Origin of the sequence: Ruegeria sp. 6PALISEP08 (genome assembly GCF_001238295.1) — a bacterium.
Classification (GTDB): domain Bacteria; phylum Pseudomonadota; class Alphaproteobacteria; order Rhodobacterales; family Rhodobacteraceae; genus Ruegeria.
Genome location: NZ_LGXZ01000014.1, coordinates 92,953 through 111,541, shown reverse-complemented (window position 1 = coordinate 111,541; position 18,589 = coordinate 92,953). Strand labels below are relative to the sequence as shown.

13 protein-coding genes and 1 tRNA gene are annotated in these 18,589 nt (G+C 54.9%); 8 read left to right on the top strand and 6 right to left on the bottom strand.

All coding sequences use genetic code 11. The features are described from left to right. The first annotated feature begins 498 nt into the window (after positions 1-498). Positions 499-3,150 (top strand): AsmA family protein, encoded by a 2,652-nt coding sequence (locus tag ALB80_RS18260; RefSeq protein WP_050605532.1) that lies wholly within the window; start codon positions 499-501, stop codon positions 3,148-3,150. Positions 3,151-3,496: 346 nt separating this feature from the next. Here the strand turns inward: ALB80_RS18260 and ALB80_RS18255 are convergent, their stop codons facing one another. Next, positions 3,497-4,867, bottom strand: coding sequence for a tetratricopeptide repeat protein (locus ALB80_RS18255; protein ID WP_050605531.1), 1,371 nt, complete (start codon positions 4,865-4,867; stop codon positions 3,497-3,499). 176 nt (positions 4,868-5,043) lie between these two features. Here ALB80_RS18255 and gntH point away from each other — a divergent pair, with 176 nt between their 5' ends. From gntH to ALB80_RS18240, 3 genes are read left to right on the top strand one after another with little or no spacing between them, the layout of a single operon-like run. After that, positions 5,044-6,339 (top strand): guanitoxin biosynthesis MBL fold metallo-hydrolase GntH, encoded by a 1,296-nt coding sequence (gntH, locus tag ALB80_RS18250; RefSeq protein ID WP_050605530.1) that lies wholly within the window; start codon positions 5,044-5,046, stop codon positions 6,337-6,339. Positions 6,340-6,350: 11 nt separating this feature from the next. Next, positions 6,351-8,162, top strand: coding sequence for a hypothetical protein (locus ALB80_RS18245; RefSeq protein WP_050605529.1), 1,812 nt, complete (start codon positions 6,351-6,353; stop codon positions 8,160-8,162). Then, positions 8,159-9,409, top strand: coding sequence for a HupE/UreJ family protein (locus ALB80_RS18240; RefSeq protein ID WP_050605528.1), 1,251 nt, complete (start codon positions 8,159-8,161; stop codon positions 9,407-9,409). Before ALB80_RS18245 ends, ALB80_RS18240 begins: the two co-directional genes overlap by 4 nt. 552 nt (positions 9,410-9,961) lie before the next feature. On the opposite strand, the gene ALB80_RS18235 is transcribed toward ALB80_RS18240, so the two are convergent. The 4 genes from ALB80_RS18235 to ALB80_RS18220 all read right to left on the bottom strand — a co-directional run bounded on the left by ALB80_RS18235 (position 9,962) and on the right by ALB80_RS18220 (position 13,594). Beyond that, positions 9,962-10,375, bottom strand: a complete 414-nt coding sequence (locus ALB80_RS18235) for a hypothetical protein (protein ID WP_157054252.1) — start codon at positions 10,373-10,375, stop codon at positions 9,962-9,964. Between the two features lie 619 nt (positions 10,376-10,994). Further along, positions 10,995-11,071 (bottom strand) — tRNA-Met (locus ALB80_RS18230). Positions 11,072-11,126: 55 nt separating this feature from the next. After that, positions 11,127-12,128: an alpha/beta fold hydrolase gene (locus ALB80_RS18225; RefSeq protein WP_050605526.1), complete on the bottom strand. Its 1,002-nt coding sequence runs from the start codon at positions 12,126-12,128 to the stop codon at positions 11,127-11,129. Next, positions 12,125-13,594 (bottom strand): NAD(P)/FAD-dependent oxidoreductase, encoded by a 1,470-nt coding sequence (locus ALB80_RS18220; RefSeq protein WP_050605525.1) that lies wholly within the window; start codon positions 13,592-13,594, stop codon positions 12,125-12,127. The genes ALB80_RS18225 and ALB80_RS18220 overlap by 4 nt, the downstream gene beginning before the upstream one ends. A 227-nt stretch (positions 13,595-13,821) precedes the next feature. Between ALB80_RS18220 and ALB80_RS18215 the strand changes: the two genes are divergently transcribed. The 4 genes from ALB80_RS18215 (at position 13,822) to ALB80_RS18200 (ending at position 18,019) form a co-directional block, all read left to right on the top strand. Beyond that, positions 13,822-15,369 carry a trimethylamine methyltransferase family protein gene (locus ALB80_RS18215; protein WP_083445356.1) on the top strand — a complete coding sequence of 516 codons (1,548 nt, stop codon included), beginning with the start codon at positions 13,822-13,824 and terminating at the stop codon, positions 15,367-15,369. 69 nt (positions 15,370-15,438) lie between these two features. Next, positions 15,439-16,542 carry a mandelate racemase/muconate lactonizing enzyme family protein gene (locus ALB80_RS18210; protein WP_050605523.1) on the top strand — a complete coding sequence of 368 codons (1,104 nt, stop codon included), beginning with the start codon at positions 15,439-15,441 and terminating at the stop codon, positions 16,540-16,542. Between the two features lie 14 nt (positions 16,543-16,556). Next, on the top strand, positions 16,557-17,288 hold the full coding sequence (locus ALB80_RS18205; protein ID WP_050605540.1) for an SDR family NAD(P)-dependent oxidoreductase: 732 nt from the start codon (positions 16,557-16,559) through the stop codon (positions 17,286-17,288). After that, positions 17,285-18,019, top strand: coding sequence for an SDR family NAD(P)-dependent oxidoreductase (locus ALB80_RS18200; RefSeq protein WP_050605522.1), 735 nt, complete (start codon positions 17,285-17,287; stop codon positions 18,017-18,019). The genes ALB80_RS18205 and ALB80_RS18200 overlap by 4 nt, the downstream gene beginning before the upstream one ends. On the opposite strand, the gene ALB80_RS18195 is transcribed toward ALB80_RS18200, so the two are convergent. Next, positions 17,974-18,582 carry a hypothetical protein gene (locus tag ALB80_RS18195; protein ID WP_050605521.1) on the bottom strand — a complete coding sequence of 203 codons (609 nt, stop codon included), beginning with the start codon at positions 18,580-18,582 and terminating at the stop codon, positions 17,974-17,976. The two genes, ALB80_RS18200 and ALB80_RS18195, sit on opposite strands and share 46 nt — an antisense overlap. Positions 18,583-18,589: the final 7 nt, after the last annotated feature.

Sequence of the window (18,589 nt, the reverse complement as noted above, 5' to 3'; positions counted from 1 at the left end):
AAAGCAGTCAAATATCGCGATGTGAATTCATTTCAAGTGTGAAAGCGTTTTCCGCAAACAACTCCTCGAAAAGCACTGCGGAGCGTCAGTGAACGCCTATTACTTGAAGAACTCGTAAGCTCTTCTTTCAATACGCAAATTTCAAAATACCAATCTCTTGTGGGCGTTTTGATCCAAACACATGATGGCTTCGTAAAAGCCATACCCCTAACTGCTACCCACGGTCGTCTTCCATCCCATTAACGACCGTGGTTTTTTTTCACTAATTTCTGTGGTTAACTCACCTTAAGCCAGCTGTTAAGAAACCGGGCGTGCAACACTAGCCGAACGTTTGTCCTTTACCCGCTTCTTAGCGGTTCGACCAAATAAGCGAGAATATCAGCTATTTGGTCAAGATCATTCAGACTTCAGATCATTTACCGACTATATATTCCATTAACTTAAGGATTAAATGGTCTGGGCTGCCCATTGGATGAAGCGGAATTTTGGGAGAAGAACGTGCGATACGTTGCAAAAGGTATTTTGATTTGTTGCGCTGTCGCGTTTGTCGCTGTGTTTGCAGCTTGGCTTTTCCTGTCTTCTGCTTTGTTTTCCTCGGTCAGGACTACTTTCGTCGAAAACCTGATCTCTAAGAAACTTGGCCAGGAGGTTAGAATTGAAGATGAAGTGCGTCTAGGTATTGGCCGGCAATTGCAGGTGTCAGCGGCAGGGCTGGAATTACCCGGTTCTCCGAATGCTGATGTGAAACTTGCAGCAATCGATGAGATTGAGTTTGAAGTTTCCGCGCGCGACCTTTGGAACAGAAAACTGTCACTGAGAGGTCTTTCACTCTCAGGTGTTCATCTGAACCTAGTCACAGACAAAGACGGCTTCGGAAACTGGCAGTCCATTTCCCAAACGGAAGCTGAAGCCGGGAGACCTGAAAATTCCCCGACGCCACTGTTAGCCGGAATTCTAACGGACCGCAAAATTGATCTGACTGATATCGCCATTCGTTATCAGAACGATTTAAACGGACTTGAGTTGGACTTGCAGCTTCCTGAGCTGCTCTTAAAGCGTGATACGGAAACCGATGTTGCGACAGCAGTCGGGGCCGGTTCGCTGAACGGAGAGAGGTTTGATCTAATCGCGACATTTCCCACGGAAGACCCGTTTCGGTTTACGGTGAACTTCGAACAGATTTCGATTTTCGCCGAGGAAGTCCCTCAAGAGAACGGTCTGCAAGTGGCAACGACCGTAGAGATTGCCGAACTTGGCCAGCTTCTCGATATCCTGAAGCTGAGCCGCGTTTTGGAAGGTACAGGGAATATTGGCGCAACGTTCACATCAGTCGACGGCGTAGCAAGGATTGATGACCTATCTGTATTAGCGGAATTAGATGGCGGGCAAAGCCTTTCGCTGACGGGGCAGATCGGAGAATTGGGGAACCCGGAAGACGTATCGCTAACAACCCGAATAAGGTTGTACCCAGAAGATGCGGAACCAGCCCCAGCCGCCTCGCGATATGATCTTAAACTTATCGCAGTCGACATGGTTATCGACAGCGTACCCGGGCAGGTGCCGCAGCGACAAATGGTCATTAAGACCAACGGTTTCACGTTGGACACGTCCGGCGAAGGCCCGCCCCCGATTAAGTTCTCCGAGCTTTCCAGAACACCAGAAGGCGCCTTAAAAGTCGGAAACATCAACCTTAGAATTGGGAACCCAGCCGATCCGTTTATCATTTTGAACGGTTCGGTCGATGACGCGCTTCAGTTGCAAGGCGTATCAGCAGAAGGCCTAATGGATATACCGGCAAGCAGTTTGATCTCGCAAGAATTGTTGGGACCAGACGACCAGCTTGGCAGGTTTTCCGGTGACTTCCATTTGAACGGCGACATCAATCAGCTTTCGCTAACGAATTTGGATGGAAAGACAAGCGATACAGACGTCTGGAACCTTGAGGTGCATGGCACTGTCGAGAATGTACTCAAATTCGAGGACCTGGATTTGGCGATTGATGTCGCAGTTCCATCCGGAGCGGATCTTTTGGAGGCACTATCGCTTGAACGTGTGGAAACCGGGCAGGCTCGCCTAGAAATCAACCTTGTTAGCGAAGGCACTGATTGGAACGCGAGTGCCAATGTTGAGGTCGCCGACTCTATCTTGCAGATTATGGCCGATCTTGATGATGCAACAAGCGACCCGGTGCTGCAGGGTTCCATTGAGAGTGACCTGATAAAGATAGATCAGATCCGAACTATCGTTCAGGCTGCCGCACAATTGCGGAAAATAGGAGGCCCAGAGCCGGAAGAGAAAGAAACTAAGCAAGAAGACGAGGGCGGCCAAGGTGCGTTAAGAGATGTAACGCTCAAACCTATCGGGCGCTCAATTCTCTTGTCCGGTATGGATATGGATGTCGACGTTGACCTTCGGCACATCGAAGGTGCCAAGGGCATCAGCAGTTTGCAAAGCGAACTGACGCTCAACGAAAAAGAGCTCAAGGCCGGACCTTTGAAGTTCGAATATGGAGGTGCTCATTTCGACGTCAGCGGGCAGATGGATCTATCGAACGACGCGCATCTACTCACGTTGACCGGCAAAGCAGGCGGCTGGCAGCTGGATGAAATTCTTCACAACCTGAACTTCAAAAAGGGTGCGAGCGGTACGATCTATGCAGATTTTTCGGTGACCGGCGGAACCGATTCACCGAAGCATTTTGCAAACAGCATGAACGGTAACGCCACAGTTTCAATGCGTGACGGCTCGATCGAGACCCAACTTTTGGATCTGGCAGGGCTAGGGGTGCTACCTTGGGTGTTTTCCAAAGAGAAACAAAAGGTTGCTCCAATCGTATGTTTGCGGGCGCCGATTAGCATTTCAAATGGAAGTTTTTCGACGAAACAAACCACATTGGAGACGGATCACGTCCAAGTCGTCGTCTTTGGCGGTGTTAATTTGGCGGGCAAGGTTTTGGACCTAAATCTTCAGCCCCGCAAAATTGGCGAACCTCTTTCGAAGAGCCCCTGGCCTGTGACCTTGAAGGGCCCACTAGCAAAGCCGAAAATCAAGGTCAAAGACGGTCCGAAGCGACTGAAACGATCGGATGGTGCAGATAAGATGCCGGCATATAGACAGCTTTGCGTTCCAGATATTCTGCAACTGCAGTAGTGACGGAGGCGATCAGTTGAAGTCAAATTGAGAGTTCAGATAGGCAGACTGTGCTTCCGAAAAGCAATTTCTGCTTTGGGCTCATTGCAGACGTTCGTCGAAAATTCGTGAAGGACCGCATCGCGGACAAATCTCCAATTCGCTGCCCGGCAGCATCCCGGCTGTAGAATGTCGGAAATGCGCAGAAACCGGACTTAGCAAAGTTAAACGAACGGCCCAAAGCAGACCTCCAACATGGCTCAGTAATGCTGCGGCGTAGCCCATTGAGGCAGAGGTCCGCCTCCGACCCGACAGGAACAAATGAACGAATAAATGACGTCGATGGCTCCAGCCAACTTGATCACTATCAATCTGCGTTTGCCTCTTTGGCGCCAGCTTTCGCTGCTTTCGGTTCCCAGCCAAGCTCTTCAAGTGGCGCAAGCAGTTCATCGGCAAGTTCCGCGTTTTGATAAATGCCGTAGAACATGACGTTGAGTGGAGCGTTGGGCCAACTGCGTTCGAGCTCTTGTAGTTTTCTGGAAGCTTCCGAACTCCGCCCCAGTTTCTGCAAGGCAGCGGCCTGATAGGCCAATGACGGTGCGCTTACCGGGTCGCCAAAGGCGGCAGCGGCCTCAAAGCCTTCCAGCGTTTTTTCATAGTTTCCGAGGTGGTAGTTGGCCGCGCCAAAAATGTTGCGGCTGGCAAATCGCTGGTTGCTTCGACCCTTGAGGTATGAGCGATCAGCCGCCTCAATCGCATCTTCGAACCGCCCTGAGAAGAGTGATACCGCCCCGTGGAAATCCAGAATGTGCCCGTCTTGCGTGGACATCTCTTTGGCTCGGGAAGAAAGGCGGTATGCGGTGTCATAGTCGCCCTTAGCTACCTCAACCCATGCTTTGGCAGATTGAACCCAAGGCTCTGTCGGACCAAAGGTGACGGCCTTTTGTACCATCGCCTCGGCCTGTGCAGCGAAATCGTCCCTGACGGGACCACGTGGTGACAGTATAGCCAATGTCGCAAGGGTCTGGGCTGCACCTGCATAACCGCCGTAAAAGTTTGGGTCGGTTTCTATGACGTGCAGAAAAACGCTGTTGATGAGCTCCTGTCGTGGTCGGTCAAAGATTGGGAAGATCATGCCACGTGCTTGTTCGGCAAAGTTCACAGCCTGTAAAGATGCTGCGGATTTTTCCATGACAGCTTGTCGCGTCAGCTGTGCTTGTCTGTCGTCGCTCGCATCCTCGACCGCTGGGTAAGTAATTGGTTGTTTGAGGGTTGAGTGGGCAATCAGGCCGCCCAAAGCGCCGCCGAAAACGAAAACCGACGCCATCAATAGGAATGATGTTCGTCGCGGCATGAGTGTCTTGGATACCGGTAAATCTACATGTTCAAACCTCGGACAATATCCGCCACTGTCTAAGTGTATCCGCACAGGATCGCGACGGCCCTCAGTCTCGTAGTACATCGCCAAGTTCTGACGTAACTGGCGAGCATGGACCCGAACGATATTCTCGGGGTCGCTGCCTTCCTGCGGCGCGCGCTCGTAGACATCCTGCGCAATTGTCTTGCCGCGTATGGCATCCCCACGCCCGGCGAGTGCTTCTTCCACGATGTAGGTTAGGAAGCTGCTCAGACGCTCGCTTTGTGAAAACATCTCGTTGTTCAGCACGCGATCCAAGGCCGAGCGCACGTCTGCCTCGGCGACAGTTCTGGCTTTTTCGATTGAATGCGTCTGATCCAAATTTGGTCCCTGCAACAGAACATTAGGTCAGCTCACTATACGTGAATCACCCCTGAATCACAGTGAATACATTACATTACGTGAATTCATTTCTGATCATGAGCCCACTGAATTCACTCGGCAACCAATACGCCGAGCGAACGATGCCTCATCAATGGATTGGAGGAGCCGTATTCATGAAACGAAAAGCAGTTTTGAGACTTTCCACGGTGTTCGTAGCAGGTCTCGCCTTTGGCGCATGGGTCATTGCGCCCAAAGAAACCGCGCAAGTCGCCGAGGAGGTGGCAGAGCAAATCCTGTTTCCATCTGCGGCTCACGCCCAAGAAGCAGCACCAACTTTTTCCCCCGTGAAGGCTTTGGCTGAACGGGATGTCTACTACCCAGGCACAGAAGACCTTGGGGAGGATGAGATGCGGGTGACCGCCTGTGGCACCGGAATGCCGAATGCGCGCCCGGCACAGGCAGCAGCCTGCTTCCTCGTTGAGCTTGGCAATGGTGACAAGTTCATTTTTGATATCGGAACTGGTTCAGCTGAGCGCCTGAGCGGGTTAGCCATCCCCTATGACTACCTCGACAAGGTGTTCATTGGACACCTGCACGCGGATCACATCGGCGATCTGGATGCTCTTTGGGTCGGTGGCGTCATCGGCAATCGTCAAAGGCCTCTGCGCGTCTGGGGGCCGAGCGGCCCATCTCCTGAACTTGGAACAGCCCACGCGGTCGAGGGTATGAAACAGATGATGACGTGGGACTCCGCGTCGCGACTTGGAAATGTGAACACCCTTGGCCTTGAAATCGAGATGAACGAATTCGACTACAAGCTCGAAAACGAGATCATCTACGATGAGAATGACGTGATCATCCGCACAATACCTGCGGTGCACGCGCTGGATGGTTCCGTCAGCTACACGCTGAAATGGAACGACCTGATGTTCGCCTTTACCAGCGATACGTACCCTAACAAGTGGTACATTGAGTATACCAAGGGTGCAGACATCTCGATCCACGAAAGCTTTTTGCCCCCGGAGCTTTTGGTGACCAAGCAGAAATGGCCAGTTGAAGATGCCTTGAACGTGGGTACTCAGGTTCATACTGAGCCTTCCATGATGGGCAAAGTGATGTCGATGACCGAGCCGCGTATGGCCGTGGCGTATCACTTCTTCAACGACTTCGACACTTCCTCGATTGTTGAGGCGCAAATTCGCAAGACTTACGACGGTCCATTATCACTGGCCACCGACTACATGGTCTGGAACATCACGAAAGACGACATTCGGGTTCGTATGGCCGTGATCAACGAAGACGTCTGGCCGTTGCCTTCGGTGACCGAGAAGTTGCCAGCCAATCCGGAAGACAAGGTCGGGTTTAGCGACTTCATCACACAAGGGCGAGAAGTGTTCACCCCGTTGATCGAGGAAATCTACACCGAAACCAACGAGATGTTCGGCACGGACATTCCGCTGCCTGACTGAGGATGGAACAGATGAGACATAAACTGGATTGGGCCGCCTTTGCGGCGGCCCCCTCCCGCCTCTTACAACGCGCGTCGGTAATCATGGGAACGTTAGTGCTATGCGTTGGGGCGGTGCAGGCGGACTATCTCAATACAAATGGCGCTGAAAGCGCTCCCAACTTCGCCGAGATTCGGGTTTTCGAAGATCGTGTCCGGGTGTTATTGGAAATTGACCTAAAGGACTATGCCGCCTTCCTTCCGACCAGTGTCGCGGACGCAGCGGTTTCGTTGAACCCCAGTCTGCTTGCAGAAAATCCGATGTCCGCACTCGTTGTGAAGATCGGCGAGACAGCCTTAGAGCCAACCGTTGAAACGGTGGAGCTCAGGCTACGAAAAGACCGCCCGATGCCCATTCGTACTGCTGGCATGCCGGAGCCTCCGAAACCAGCCCCCCAAACATCTGAAGTCATATACGCTGAGCTTGAATACCCGTTTGCTGGCCGGCCCGAACGCATCTCCTTCGCGCCCCCCAACAATGACAATGGCACGACCCTGGTTACGATGGGCTTCCTGTCATGGCACGGCGAAACCGCAATCAATGACTATCGCTATCTTTCGTCCACCGAGACGCTGGCTTTGGACTGGGATGACCCTTGGTACACCGCATTCGAGAACAGGGTGATTGCCCGCCATGGTTCTGCGCCAATTACGTCTTTCATATCAGTTGAACCAAAGGAGGTCCGGCACGAGGTCGTCTTTCGCCTGCGTGATCTTGAAGCGTGGACTGAACTAAGTTTGGGCAACGCACAGAGCCTGACCGCCACGGAACTTGCAAGTATCAAAGAGGCTGCGGCGCAGGTGTTGGCAAACAGAAATCCTTTGGTTGTCGATGGTGTGCGCCGTCATCCTGCAAGTATTCGGGTGGAACAGGTCGAATTGAACTTGCAAGGTTTAAAGGTTCTGGATGCTCAACAGTTCACAGAACGAAACACCGCTATGTTCGGTGCTGTGCTGAGTTTTCCTCACGTCGATCTGCCGGAGGAGCTAAGTCTTACATGGGAACTGTTCTCCGAACGAGGCAGCCCCGTTCCCATTCGTGTCACCGACCTAGCTGGAGGCGTTCCGGAAACAGTGACCTCCACTGACCCGACAGTGGTATGGACAAATTTCCTCACGTCGTGGTCAACCCCCGAGACAAAACCCATCATTGCCCCTCTTGGAAGAGAATTCGATGTCCCTGTCGTATCGTTTATACTGCTGGCCATAGCCTGTGTGATCGCGCTTTTTGCGTTCAAAAGTCAGTCCTGGCGGCGCTATGCTTTAACGGCTCCGTCTTCGATCCTTCTCATTCTTTCATTCCTGTCCAGCGGAGCCACGCACAGCATGCGTTTACCGTGGGCTGGAACGCCTAATAGCGATCAAGCGACCCAGATCCTCGATGGTTTGTTGCAGAATGTGAGCGTGTCCATGCTGAGTGCAGACGCTGCAACCTTTCAGTCCTCCCTTGGTTCGTACGTGTCGAAGGAACATAGGCTGGACGTTGGCGCTGAGATGCGGCGAGGCCTTTCCATTGAACTTCCGTCCGGCGCGCTGGCACGCATCGAGGCCGTCGACGATATCACTGCAGACTCAGTTCAAGAAGCAAAAGAGGGCCTCCAGATCTTGGCACGTTGGGACGCTTATGTGTCCGGCGGTCATTGGGGGCATCTGCACCGGAGAGTCATCAGCTACCGCGCATTGTTGGATGTTGCCGAACACGACACCGGATGGCGCATGACCGGCCTGACAGTCCTTGAAGCGAAACCACGTGCCAGTAGCGCAGCTGAAGGAGGAAACACATGAGACCTGTATTCCTGGTTATTGCCCTGCTTATCGGCTTAATGACTCCTCCAGCACTTGCGCATTTCAAGTTGAACCAGAACGTGCGGGTGCATCATGTCCTGCATTCAGAAGATGGTCTGGACGTTTATCTGCGCGTGCCGATGTCCTATGTGGTCGCCGAATTGGTGGGTCCTCAAGGTAAAGACGGTTTACCAACCCCTGCGCCCTATACCTACAATCAGATCGAAGCTGGCGTGTTGATGCACTATTTGGATCAAAGCGCTCTGCACAGCGATCCGGGGGGATTGGCGGAACTGACAACTGATGGCCTCAATCTATACATAGAGGACCAGGCCCAGAAGCCATCAGTAGTCGCCATAGCCCTCCATCCATTGGGGTTTGAACCGGGGTTTGCCGCCCTTGCAGAGGCACAAACTGCAATGGCCGATGGCACTGTGTTTCCCCCCGAGATGGGCGAAACCTATGTCGGTGACGTTATGATCGACCTGCACCTTCACTACGCCATCGGGGCAGTCAATACTTACAGCCTGTCCTACACCACCAATCCCGGCCTACCAGGGCAAGAGGATACCGCGAACCTGATCCTCGACTATAACAACAACGAGGTTCGCACCTACCGCGCTACGGGATTGATGCACGATCAGGTGAAAGTATCAGGGTCCGCAACAGCGGCAGCGTCTACTTTTTTCTTCGAAGGCATCCGCCACATACTGGAAGGCCCAGATCATTTTCTATTCGTGCTTTGTATGATCATCGGAGCGCTAAACCTGCGCAGCCTACTGGCTCGGGTCACCGGCTTCACGCTTGGCCACACGGTCACATTGATCCTCGGGTTCTTCGGCTTTGCTCCAAGCGGAGTGTGGTTCATCCCGACGGTCGAGCTGGCGATTGCCGTGTCGATCATCTACGCAGCCGTTATGGCCGTCCGACCGCCTCAACGGGGACACCGTGATCTGAAAGCCTTCGCCATCACTTCGGGCATTGGATTGCTGCACGGGTTTGGGTTTTCCTTCATGTTGCATCAGATCCTACGCGTCGATGCACCGAATGTCTGGCACAGCCTGCTGGCCTTCAATGTCGGTGTCGAGGCAGGACAAGTGATGATCGTGCTACTGGTCTGGCCGCTGGTACTGTTTCTGCGTAAGCAGCCGGGTCGCATCTGGACCGGTTCGCGGGCAGCTGTTGCGGTATGCGCCAGCCTGATCGCTATGGTCTGGGTAGTCAAGCGGGCAGAGTTTTTCTTGTGAGGCACAACTGCCTGCGTTTTTTAGACTGCTTTCAATCGTTGTGGATCTTTAGCTTGTAATCGCAGGCAACGACCGCTTTCCGCTCGATGAGAAAATGGCGATGTCCGCTCTGGACTGCGAATTGCCGGATGCAAGTGCAGCATGCCTTTAACTTTGCGTTTTAGGTCGGGCTCGAAACGGGCATTCGAGCATTCTTCAAAGGTGGCGGCTTTGTCGCGTTAAGCAGCCATTGATAAACTTAGTGGTCGTCGGCTGCAGTAATTTTGGTCGCCATTGTTACGAGCCATTTTCTTTAAAGTTTGCTATGGCTGAAGACAGCAATCGGCTTGCTTCATAGAGTTCTCGCCGTGCGGACATTAATTTAGGGGGAAGCGCACCAATCTGCTCCGAATGCCGAATGGCGACTGCCAGTCTCGCTTCAGCATCTCGAGCGGCTTTCAGCGAGGCCGTAACTGCCGCAAAGTCAGAGATTGGATTTGTCCGTTCCATTCGTTCGCCTAGTATTCAAGCTTGCGAGACATAACACTAATCTGACACCATATCCAACTTCGGTTAGTCATGCTTGTAAGTCTCACGTAAGCGGCCCCATTTCGGCACTAGAGATTTGTTCATAGCCTGTGGTCCGCTGCGGGTTCGTTGCAGCTTCTCAACCTGAGCACGAAGCACAGAAAGTTCCTCTATGCTTTTCAACTGCACGTGTCGTCCCAGAGCTTCCTGCAGCCATTTAGAATCCTGCAAGCTGATTTCACCTTGAGAAACTGCCATGGCGATGCATTCTGAACTAACGACGATGTCTTCGATGGTTTCAAAGCTGATGTCTTCAGTCAGTTGCACATAGTCGGATCGTCCTGGTGGTCGAACCCTGTCGATGAGCCATTGCGCGATGGTGGGATTACCATCTTCCAGTTCGTCAGAAATAACTTCGGTGGCGCGTCCAAGCATTTGTTCAAGACGTTCGCCTGCCAATTTAGATGCCCGCGCCTGAATGCCCTTCGACCCTCGTGGTCGACCGGGCGACTTTGGCGGTTTGTGCCCTGGTAGGAACTTCCCGTCTGGACCGCGTTTGGGCTTTGGCTCGTCGTGAGTCATTGAACCGTGATTACCGTCATTTTTACGTCAATAATGCTGACATAATAACTTAACTTTATGTTCTTGCCATCTGCCCTGGGATTTGACCCGTGGGTTACGGAGTTCAGGAGCGAGGCGTGCCGCTGCTTCGAGTGAGAAACCAAATCGGCTGTTGCATTCCCGCAAAGAAATCGTGACGTGAGGATTCCTCCAAGGCCATCTGGTATCAGATGCTCAACGCTCAATTCCTTAGTTACAAGACATGCAATACACCTTGGATGCTCCCACTCACGTCTCAATTCTCGTTTCTCAAATTTGGACGTGCGCGGATCGATTTGCATCGTAACTCTCGCTTCCTCAACGAGATAACGAATTCGGAAGCAAGTCAGATCACCAACAGCGGCTATGAGGAACCTTGAATACCATTCATACGCGGAATATGTGGGGGTCTATATGGGGCTCTGGCCCCGGTCGCCTATGAAAGCCCCTTTGTTTTAAGGTATTTCATGCGGGATTTTGGTAGCGGAGGAGGGACTTGAACCCCCGACACGCGGATTATGATTCCGCTGCTCTAACCAACTGAGCTACTCCGCCTTGAGTGAGAGGCGATGTAAGCGAGGGGCCGGTGAGGGTCAAGAGGGAAATCACGCTACTTGGGGATTTCTTTCAAAGGATCAGGCACCCGGTTCTGCTTGGGCGGCTTCGAAGCGGTCGTGGCGTTCACCATCTTGCGGATAAACGCCGCACATATCTCTGGTTCCGTGATCAGGATCATATGCCCTAAACCGTCCAGTTCTTCATAACTCAGGCCAAACTTGGTCATCGGTGGCCCGTGAAGGGCAGGGGACAGGAGCGCGTCTTGACGGCCATACAATATACCCCCGGGCACGGACAGTTCGGGATATCTGGCAACCTGCGCATCGCAACTGGCATCCAGCCCCGCAACGTCTTGCGAGGCCGTGACAAAGGCCGATGGGCGCAACCCAAGCGCACCGCCTGCACGGTCCAGAAAGTCATTTGGTGGGGTTTCAGGGCCAAATGCCACGCCCAGACTGTACGGCGCTGTTTTTGAGGCCATGGGCACCGCAATTGTGTTGGCGATCAGGCTACGCAGCCATTCTGACCGGATATTGAGCGGTTTAAAGATCACCGGTGTTTCGGGCAGCCTGTGCGTCACGGGGGCCAGTAACGCCAGCCCCGATATTCGTTCGGGGTGGTCCAAAGCCAGCGCCAGCGACACCGCGCCGCCCAGTGAATGCCCGACCAGTACGGCCTGATCCCCCCCTTTGATCTCGAGAAACTCGGCAATCATCGCCGCCTGATGCGGCAATTGTGCCAGTTCTGCCGTGTCGCGGGTTGAATATCCGCAGCCGGGACGATCCAGCGCAATGACGTGGTATTCTTCGGCCAGTTGATCGGCCAAGGCGTAGGTGAAATGCTGTAATTGTCCCGCCAAACCATGGATAAGGACCAGCGTTTGTGCGTCAGGATTGCCCTTTTCCACATAGTGGATGCTGCCGCCCTGCACAGGCACGATCTGGCCCATTTGTGGCACGGTTCTAAGCCCCTGACGCGTAATCAGCCGGGTCCACAGAGCCATAGCCAGAAGAAAAATGACACAGGCTGCAATCAGGCTTAGAATAAGTGTCATTTGGCTGGCTCCTGCCCAACGAGGGTGTATTGTTCCAATCCCGACTGTGCCATACGCGCTTGAAATTCGCCAACAGTCCCTGGCCATAAAGTCGTGTTCTTGCCGTCTTCGTCAATGTACCAGGATGTACATCCCCCAGTCTGCCAGACACTGTCGGCGTGACGGTCCTGCATCTCTTGCGTGAAACCCGCCTGTTTCGTTGCATCAGGTGTGATTGCGGGAAACCCCTTACGCTGCATCTCGCTTAGGACGCGGCCGATATGACCGACCTGCGCCTCGATCATCAGCACGACCGAGTTGTGGCCCAGACCTGTATGCGGGCCCAGAAGAGTAAAGAAATTAGGAAAGCCTGCAATTGCTGTGCCCAGATGTGCGTTCATACCGTCTGCCCAGGCTGTTCGTAGTGTCACGCCATCTGCGCCAGTGATGTCCAGCCGCTCGACCACATTGGTCACGTGAAACCCGGTGCCCCAGATCAGCGCATCGGCTTGGACTTCAGTGCCATCCGACGCGATGAGAGTATCCCCATCGATGCGGGCAACACCCTTTGGCACAACGCTGACATTGTCGCGGGCCAGGGTTGGATACCAGTCGTTCGAGCTGAGGATACGTTTGCAACCAATCTGATAGTCGGGTGTCAGAATACGCCGTTCTTCGGGGTCGGTAATCGCCCCCTCCAGCGATTTGCACCACATCTTTAGGGCAAAGTTCATCGCCCGTTCCTCTCCCCTGAATACGCGGTGGCGGAACTCGAAAAACATGAAAATCAGTTTGCGCCGGATACGCGGCAGTAAGGGAAGGCGGGCATAGAGCTTGCGCACCCAAGGCGCGATTGGGCCATCCGGGCGCGGCATGACGTAAGGCGCGCTGCGCTGAAAGATGGTGACGTGACGCGCAACCTTGGCAATCTCTGGTACGAATTGAACGGCCGACGCCCCGTTGCCCACAACCGCCACGCGTTTTCCAGTTAGATCAACGTCGTGATCCCACTGGGCCGAGTGGAAACAGGGGCCGGGAAAACTGTCCGCGCCGGGAAGATTTGGAATGCTGGGATGATGCAACGCTCCGATGGCCGAAACCAGAAACCGGGCCGACCACAGCCGCCCGTCGACGGTTTCAACCTGCCAGCGCGCGCCATCCCATCTGGCCGATTTCAGTTCCTGCCCGAAATGGCACAGGTCATACAGCCCCTCTCGCTGCGCGACATCCTTCAGGTAGGCCTGAATTTCAGCGCCTTCGGCATAAGCGCGGCTCCAGTGCGGATTAGGGTGGGTCGCCATGGAATACAGATGCGATGGCACATCGCAGGCGACACCGGGATAGGTGTTTTCGCGCCACGTACCACCGATATCATCGGCTTTTTCCAGAATGGCGATATCCTTGATACCGCGTTTGCGTGCCTCAAGCGCCATCGTCAGCCCAGAAAACCCGGCGCCAACAATCAGCATCTCTGTCATGTGGTGCATTTCTGCGCCCCTCCCGAAACAACCATACGGGTACCTGTTGCAGATGTATGCACATGATTGACTATGAAGCCGGTCACTTAACGAAAGGTAAACAAAGGTTCATTTGCGCTGCGCGAGCTAAAATCGCGGAATGTGGCCAGTGTCGCTTCCTGCAAGCACATATCGCAATCAGAGAGGTGATCGCTCTGCGAATCCGTCAATTTGTTTGAAAATTGGAGGATTGCCCTTTGACTACTCGTACTGCCGCGCGGTCCGGCGGACGCTCCGCCCGTCGCGCCCAACGTACCGCTCCGAATTTTGCCATGCTGCCGGGTCTGACCCGGGGCATTCCTGTCTGTGAAGTCATGGACGGAAGTCAGGTCGAACGCATCGACAATGCCGCGATGGATATTCTGGAAAACGTCGGCGTTCAGTTTCGCGACCCCATCGCGCTAGAAGACTGGAAGAAAGCTGGCGCCAAAGTTGACGGAGAGCTGGTCTATCTGGATCGCAACATGGTGCGCGAGCTGATTTCGACCATTCCGGCGCAATTCACGTACCATGCGCGCGATCCGCAAAAGAACCTTGCGCTGGGCGGCAAGCACTCAATTTTTGTGCCGATGACCGGGGCCCCCTTCTTGCGCGATCTGGATGACGTGCGCCGGAACCCGACGTTGGACGATCTGGCGATGTTCCACAAACTGTCGCACATGATGCCCGCACTGCACAGTTCGGCCCACCATATTGTCGAACCGTATGATCACCCGATCAGCCAGCGCCATCTGCGCATTACCTATTCGTCGATGAAGTATTCAGACAAGATGTTCATGGGCATGACAACCTCGCCCAAAAACGCCGAGGATGTGATGGATATGTGCGCCATCCTGTTTGGCGACGAGTTCATCGACAGCCACCCTGTCACCACCGGCAATTGCAACGGCAACAGCCCGCTGGTCTGGGATGAAACCATGCTGGGCGCCATGCGTGCCTTCTGCCGCCGCAACCAGCCGGTATTGTGCTCGCCCTTCGTTCTGGGTGGTGCCAACACGCCCGCCTCGGTGCCCGCAACCGTGGCACAATTGACCGCCGAGGCGCTGTCGGCGCTGGCCTACACACAGGTGGTTCGCAAGGGCTGCCCGGCAATTTGGGGGCATTATTTGTCGACCGTGTCGATGAAATCCGGTGCGCCGATGGCAGGTACGCCTGAAATCAGCCTGATGAATTTCATGATCGGTCAGATGGCGCGGTACTATGACGTGCCATGGCGCACCTCGAATACGCTGGGCGGGGCCAAGACGTTTGACGCGCAGGCAGGCTATGAATCTGCCACCACGCTACAGGCCGTCATGCATGCCGGTGCGAACTATATCTGGCACTCGGCAGGCTGGAACGAGGCGGGCATGCATTGCTCGACCGCCAAATTCATCGTCGACGCGGAACAATGCGCGATGGCCTATCGCATGGCCGAGGGTCCGAAATGGCACGATTTCGATCAGGCTTTGGCAGCGGTTCCGGAGGTCGGCCCCGGCGGCCATTATCTGGGTCACCCGCATACGCAGGAAAACTTCCAGACCGCGTTCTTCATGCCGGAACTATTCGACAACAACTCAATCGAACAATGGGTGGCGGAAGGTGAAGTTGAAATCACCGAGCGCGCCCTGAAACATGCCCGGAAATTGCTGGCTGAATATCAAGAACCCAAACTGGACGACGCTAAAAACGAAGCCCTTCTGGACTATATCGCCCGCCGAGAGAGGGAAATACCGGCAGCAGATGAGTTGAACCAGACATACTGATAAACACTCCCCGTACTGGCCCGCCCGCATTCCGGGCGGCTCCTTTTTCGTTCAGGACAAGTAAACAACATGAAGATCGCAGAACTCCATATCTACAGCCACGACCTGCCGGTCAAAGACGGACCCTATACTATGGCCAATGCCGAGGTTTGGTCGCTTGATACCACGCTGGTGAAAGTTGTGGCCGAAAACGGGTTGGAAGGTTGGGGTGAAACCTGCCCGGTTGGTCCGACTTATGCTGAGGCGCACGCAAAAGGCGCCCGCGCTGCTTTAATTGAAATGGCCCCCGGTTTGGTCGGCACCGAAGCGTTGCCCCTGACCCTGCACCGCCGGATGAATGGACTGTTGAACGGGCACTCGTATGCGAAAGCGGCTATCGATATCGCGGTGCACGATCTGTTGGGCAAGCATCTAAACGTTCCGGTCTGCGATCTTCTGGGTGGAGCAACCACGGACAAGGTGCCGTCCTACTATGCCACTGGCGTCGGCGCGCCCGACGAAATTGCCCGACTGGTCGCCGAGAAAATGGCCGAAGGCTACCCGCGTCTGCAGATCAAGGTCGGGGGTCGCCCGGTCGAGATTGACATCGAAACCATCCGCAAGGTTTGGGACGTCGTCAAAGGGTCGGGTGTGCGTCTGGCCGTGGACGGCAACCGGGGCTGGACCACGCGCGACGCTTTGCGGGTTAGCCGCGAGTGCCCGGAAATCCCTTTCATCATGGAACAGCCCTGCAATACCATCGAGGATCTGCAGAAGATCCGGCATCAGGTCACGCATGGCATCTACATGGACGAAAATAGCACCAGCCTGAACACGGTGATTTCGGCAGCGGGAACGGGTTTGGTCGACGGGTTCGGGATGAAAGTCACTCGGATCGGCGGTTTGCACCACATGCGCGCGTTCCGCGATATCTGCGAGGCCCGCAACCTGCCGCATACCTGTGATGACAGTTGGGGTGGAGACATCATCGCCGCAGCCTGCACCCATATCGGCGCAACCGTGCGACCCGACCTTCTGGAAGGCGTCTGGCTTGCCGCGCCTTATATCGAAGGAAATTACGATCCCGAAAATGGCATTCAGATCAAAGGCGGACATATCGAACTGCCGACCGGGCCGGGGCTGGGCGTGGTGCCTGACGAAAGCCAACTCGGCAACCCGATTGCATCGTTTTAGTCGTGGATGACTTTATGAACCTGAATGGAAAATCAGCTCTGGTCACTGGCGCAGCCGGTGGTATCGGGGCGTCAATCGTTCAACGCTTGCGCGAAGCTGGTGCCCGGGTCTCCGTCGCAGATCGTTCAGTCGATGGTATCGAAGCCGAAGCGCATTTGCCCGGAGATCTGCTTGATCCAAACTATGCCGACAACCTGCCTCAGGCCGCCGCTGCGGCGCTGGGTGGGCTCGACATCGTAATTAACAACGCCGGTGTCATTACGCGCGGGTCTGTCACGGATACATCCGATGCGGATTGGTCGCTGTCACTGGGTGTCAATGTCGAAGCCCCTTTCCGCGTCTGTCGCGCTGCAATTCCGATCATGGCTGAAACTGGCGGTGGCGCCATCGTCAACACCGCGTCGTGCTGGGGTCTGCGCCCGGGGCCTGGTCACGCGGTCTACTGCATGACCAAGGCCGCCATCGCCTCTTTGACACAATGCATGGGCATGGACCACGCGCATCAGGGAATCCGCATTAATGCCGTCTGCCCGAACGAAGTGAATACTCCGATGCTGCGTTCAGGTTTTGAAAAGCGCGGCTTTGATCCCGATACGGCCGTGGCCGAGCTGGGCCAGACCGTGCCGCTGGGCCGCATAGCCGAGCCAGAGGATATCGCGGACGTTATCATGTTCCTTGTCTCGGACGCGTCACGCTATGTTTGCGGCACGCTGGTTGAGGTCAACGGAGGGAAACCCGTTTCATGAAGCGGTTCGATGGAAAAGTGGCGTTGGTCACAGGCGGGCGCAGCGGTATTGGCCAGGCCATCGCCCGACGTTTGCAGGACGACGGCGCACAGGTCTTCACCGCCCAACGAGGCGAGGACACGGAATTCCACGGCATCGCTGCGGATTTCACCGATCCTGACAGCCCTGCGCAAGTGATCGACGATGTGATTGCCCAAGCCGGACGCCTTGACGTGTTGGTCAACAATGCGGGAATGATGCAGGAAGCCACGGTCGAGGACATGAGCCTTGACGATTGGCACCGTAACCTGATGGTCAACCTTACGGCTCCGTTCCTGATGATCAAAGCTGCGCTGCCTTATTTGCGCGAAACCAAAGGCAGCATCGTCAACACCGGATCAATCGAAGGTTTGGGCAGCAACACGGGTCACGCTGCCTATTGCGCATCAAAGGCGGGACTGCACGGCCTGACCCGTGCCGTAGCAGTGGATCATGGGAGTGAGGGCATCCGCTGCAATGCCGTTGCGCCTGGTTGGATAGATACCGATCTAAACGAAGATTTCATCGAGTCTATGGCCGATCCCGTTGCATTCCGCCGTGACATTGCCAACATTCATCCCGTCGCCCGCACGGGTCGGCCCGAGGAGGTTGCGGCCCTGGTTGCATTTCTGGCCTCGGAAGACGCAGCCTTCATAACCGGTCAGGTCTATACGGTGGATGGCGGGCGCATGGTCAAGCTCAGCTTGCCTTGACGCCTATTTGTCACTCTTTTCCGGATCGCCATTCTTTCCAGACCAGATAACTGTTCGCGCCAAGCGAGGCGAATGGCTCGGGCGGTAGGCGCTGAAGGTCGGGCTGCGCCAGAAAGTGTTTCGCAATCTCTTAGCCACCTTGCATCATCAGTTCTGCGATGCCCATAGCTGCCGGAAATGCGCCGCACCGATGTGCCCATCGGATCCGCCGGTGTCACCGACCGGCGCGATTGCCCGCCCAGGGTCTTGATCTGCGCCTCGGCCAACGGTGCCGAGATCGAGGTGTAAAGGCAGATGTGCATAAGCTGTCGCTGAAGAAAACCAGAGCTTTCCAGATGGCCATTGTTGGCCAGAACAATCCGTCCGGTGCTGACCTTAGCCTTGCCCGTGTGAACCACCCAGCCTGCGCCCAGTTTGGTCAGATGCTCGGCAAAGGCGCGATTATGCGCATCGCCCGCTTTGGTCGCGGCGGCATTGTATTTGCCGCAGGGGTCGAACATTTCCTGCGGCAGGGCGCAGTCTGCAGCCACCTCGGTCGCAAAGGCGATGGCTTTTCGGTTCAAATCGCGT

What these genes read in the sequence shown, in the direction of transcription:
- gntH (WP_050605530.1), top strand. Translation starts at nt 5,044, where the DNA reads ATGAAACGAAAAGCAGTTTTGAGACTTTCCACGGTGTTCGTAGCAGGT.
- ALB80_RS18245 (WP_050605529.1), top strand. Translation starts at nt 6,351, where the DNA reads ATGAGACATAAACTGGATTGGGCCGCCTTTGCGGCGGCCCCCTCCCGC.
- ALB80_RS18240 (WP_050605528.1), top strand. Translation starts at nt 8,159, where the DNA reads ATGAGACCTGTATTCCTGGTTATTGCCCTGCTTATCGGCTTAATGACT.
- ALB80_RS18225 (WP_050605526.1), bottom strand. Translation starts at nt 12,128, where the DNA reads ATGACACTTATTCTAAGCCTGATTGCAGCCTGTGTCATTTTTCTTCTG.
- ALB80_RS18220 (WP_050605525.1), bottom strand. Translation starts at nt 13,594, where the DNA reads ATGCACCACATGACAGAGATGCTGATTGTTGGCGCCGGGTTTTCTGGG.
- ALB80_RS18210 (WP_050605523.1), top strand. Translation starts at nt 15,439, where the DNA reads ATGAAGATCGCAGAACTCCATATCTACAGCCACGACCTGCCGGTCAAA.
- ALB80_RS18205 (WP_050605540.1), top strand. Translation starts at nt 16,557, where the DNA reads ATGAACCTGAATGGAAAATCAGCTCTGGTCACTGGCGCAGCCGGTGGT.
- ALB80_RS18200 (WP_050605522.1), top strand. Translation starts at nt 17,285, where the DNA reads ATGAAGCGGTTCGATGGAAAAGTGGCGTTGGTCACAGGCGGGCGCAGC.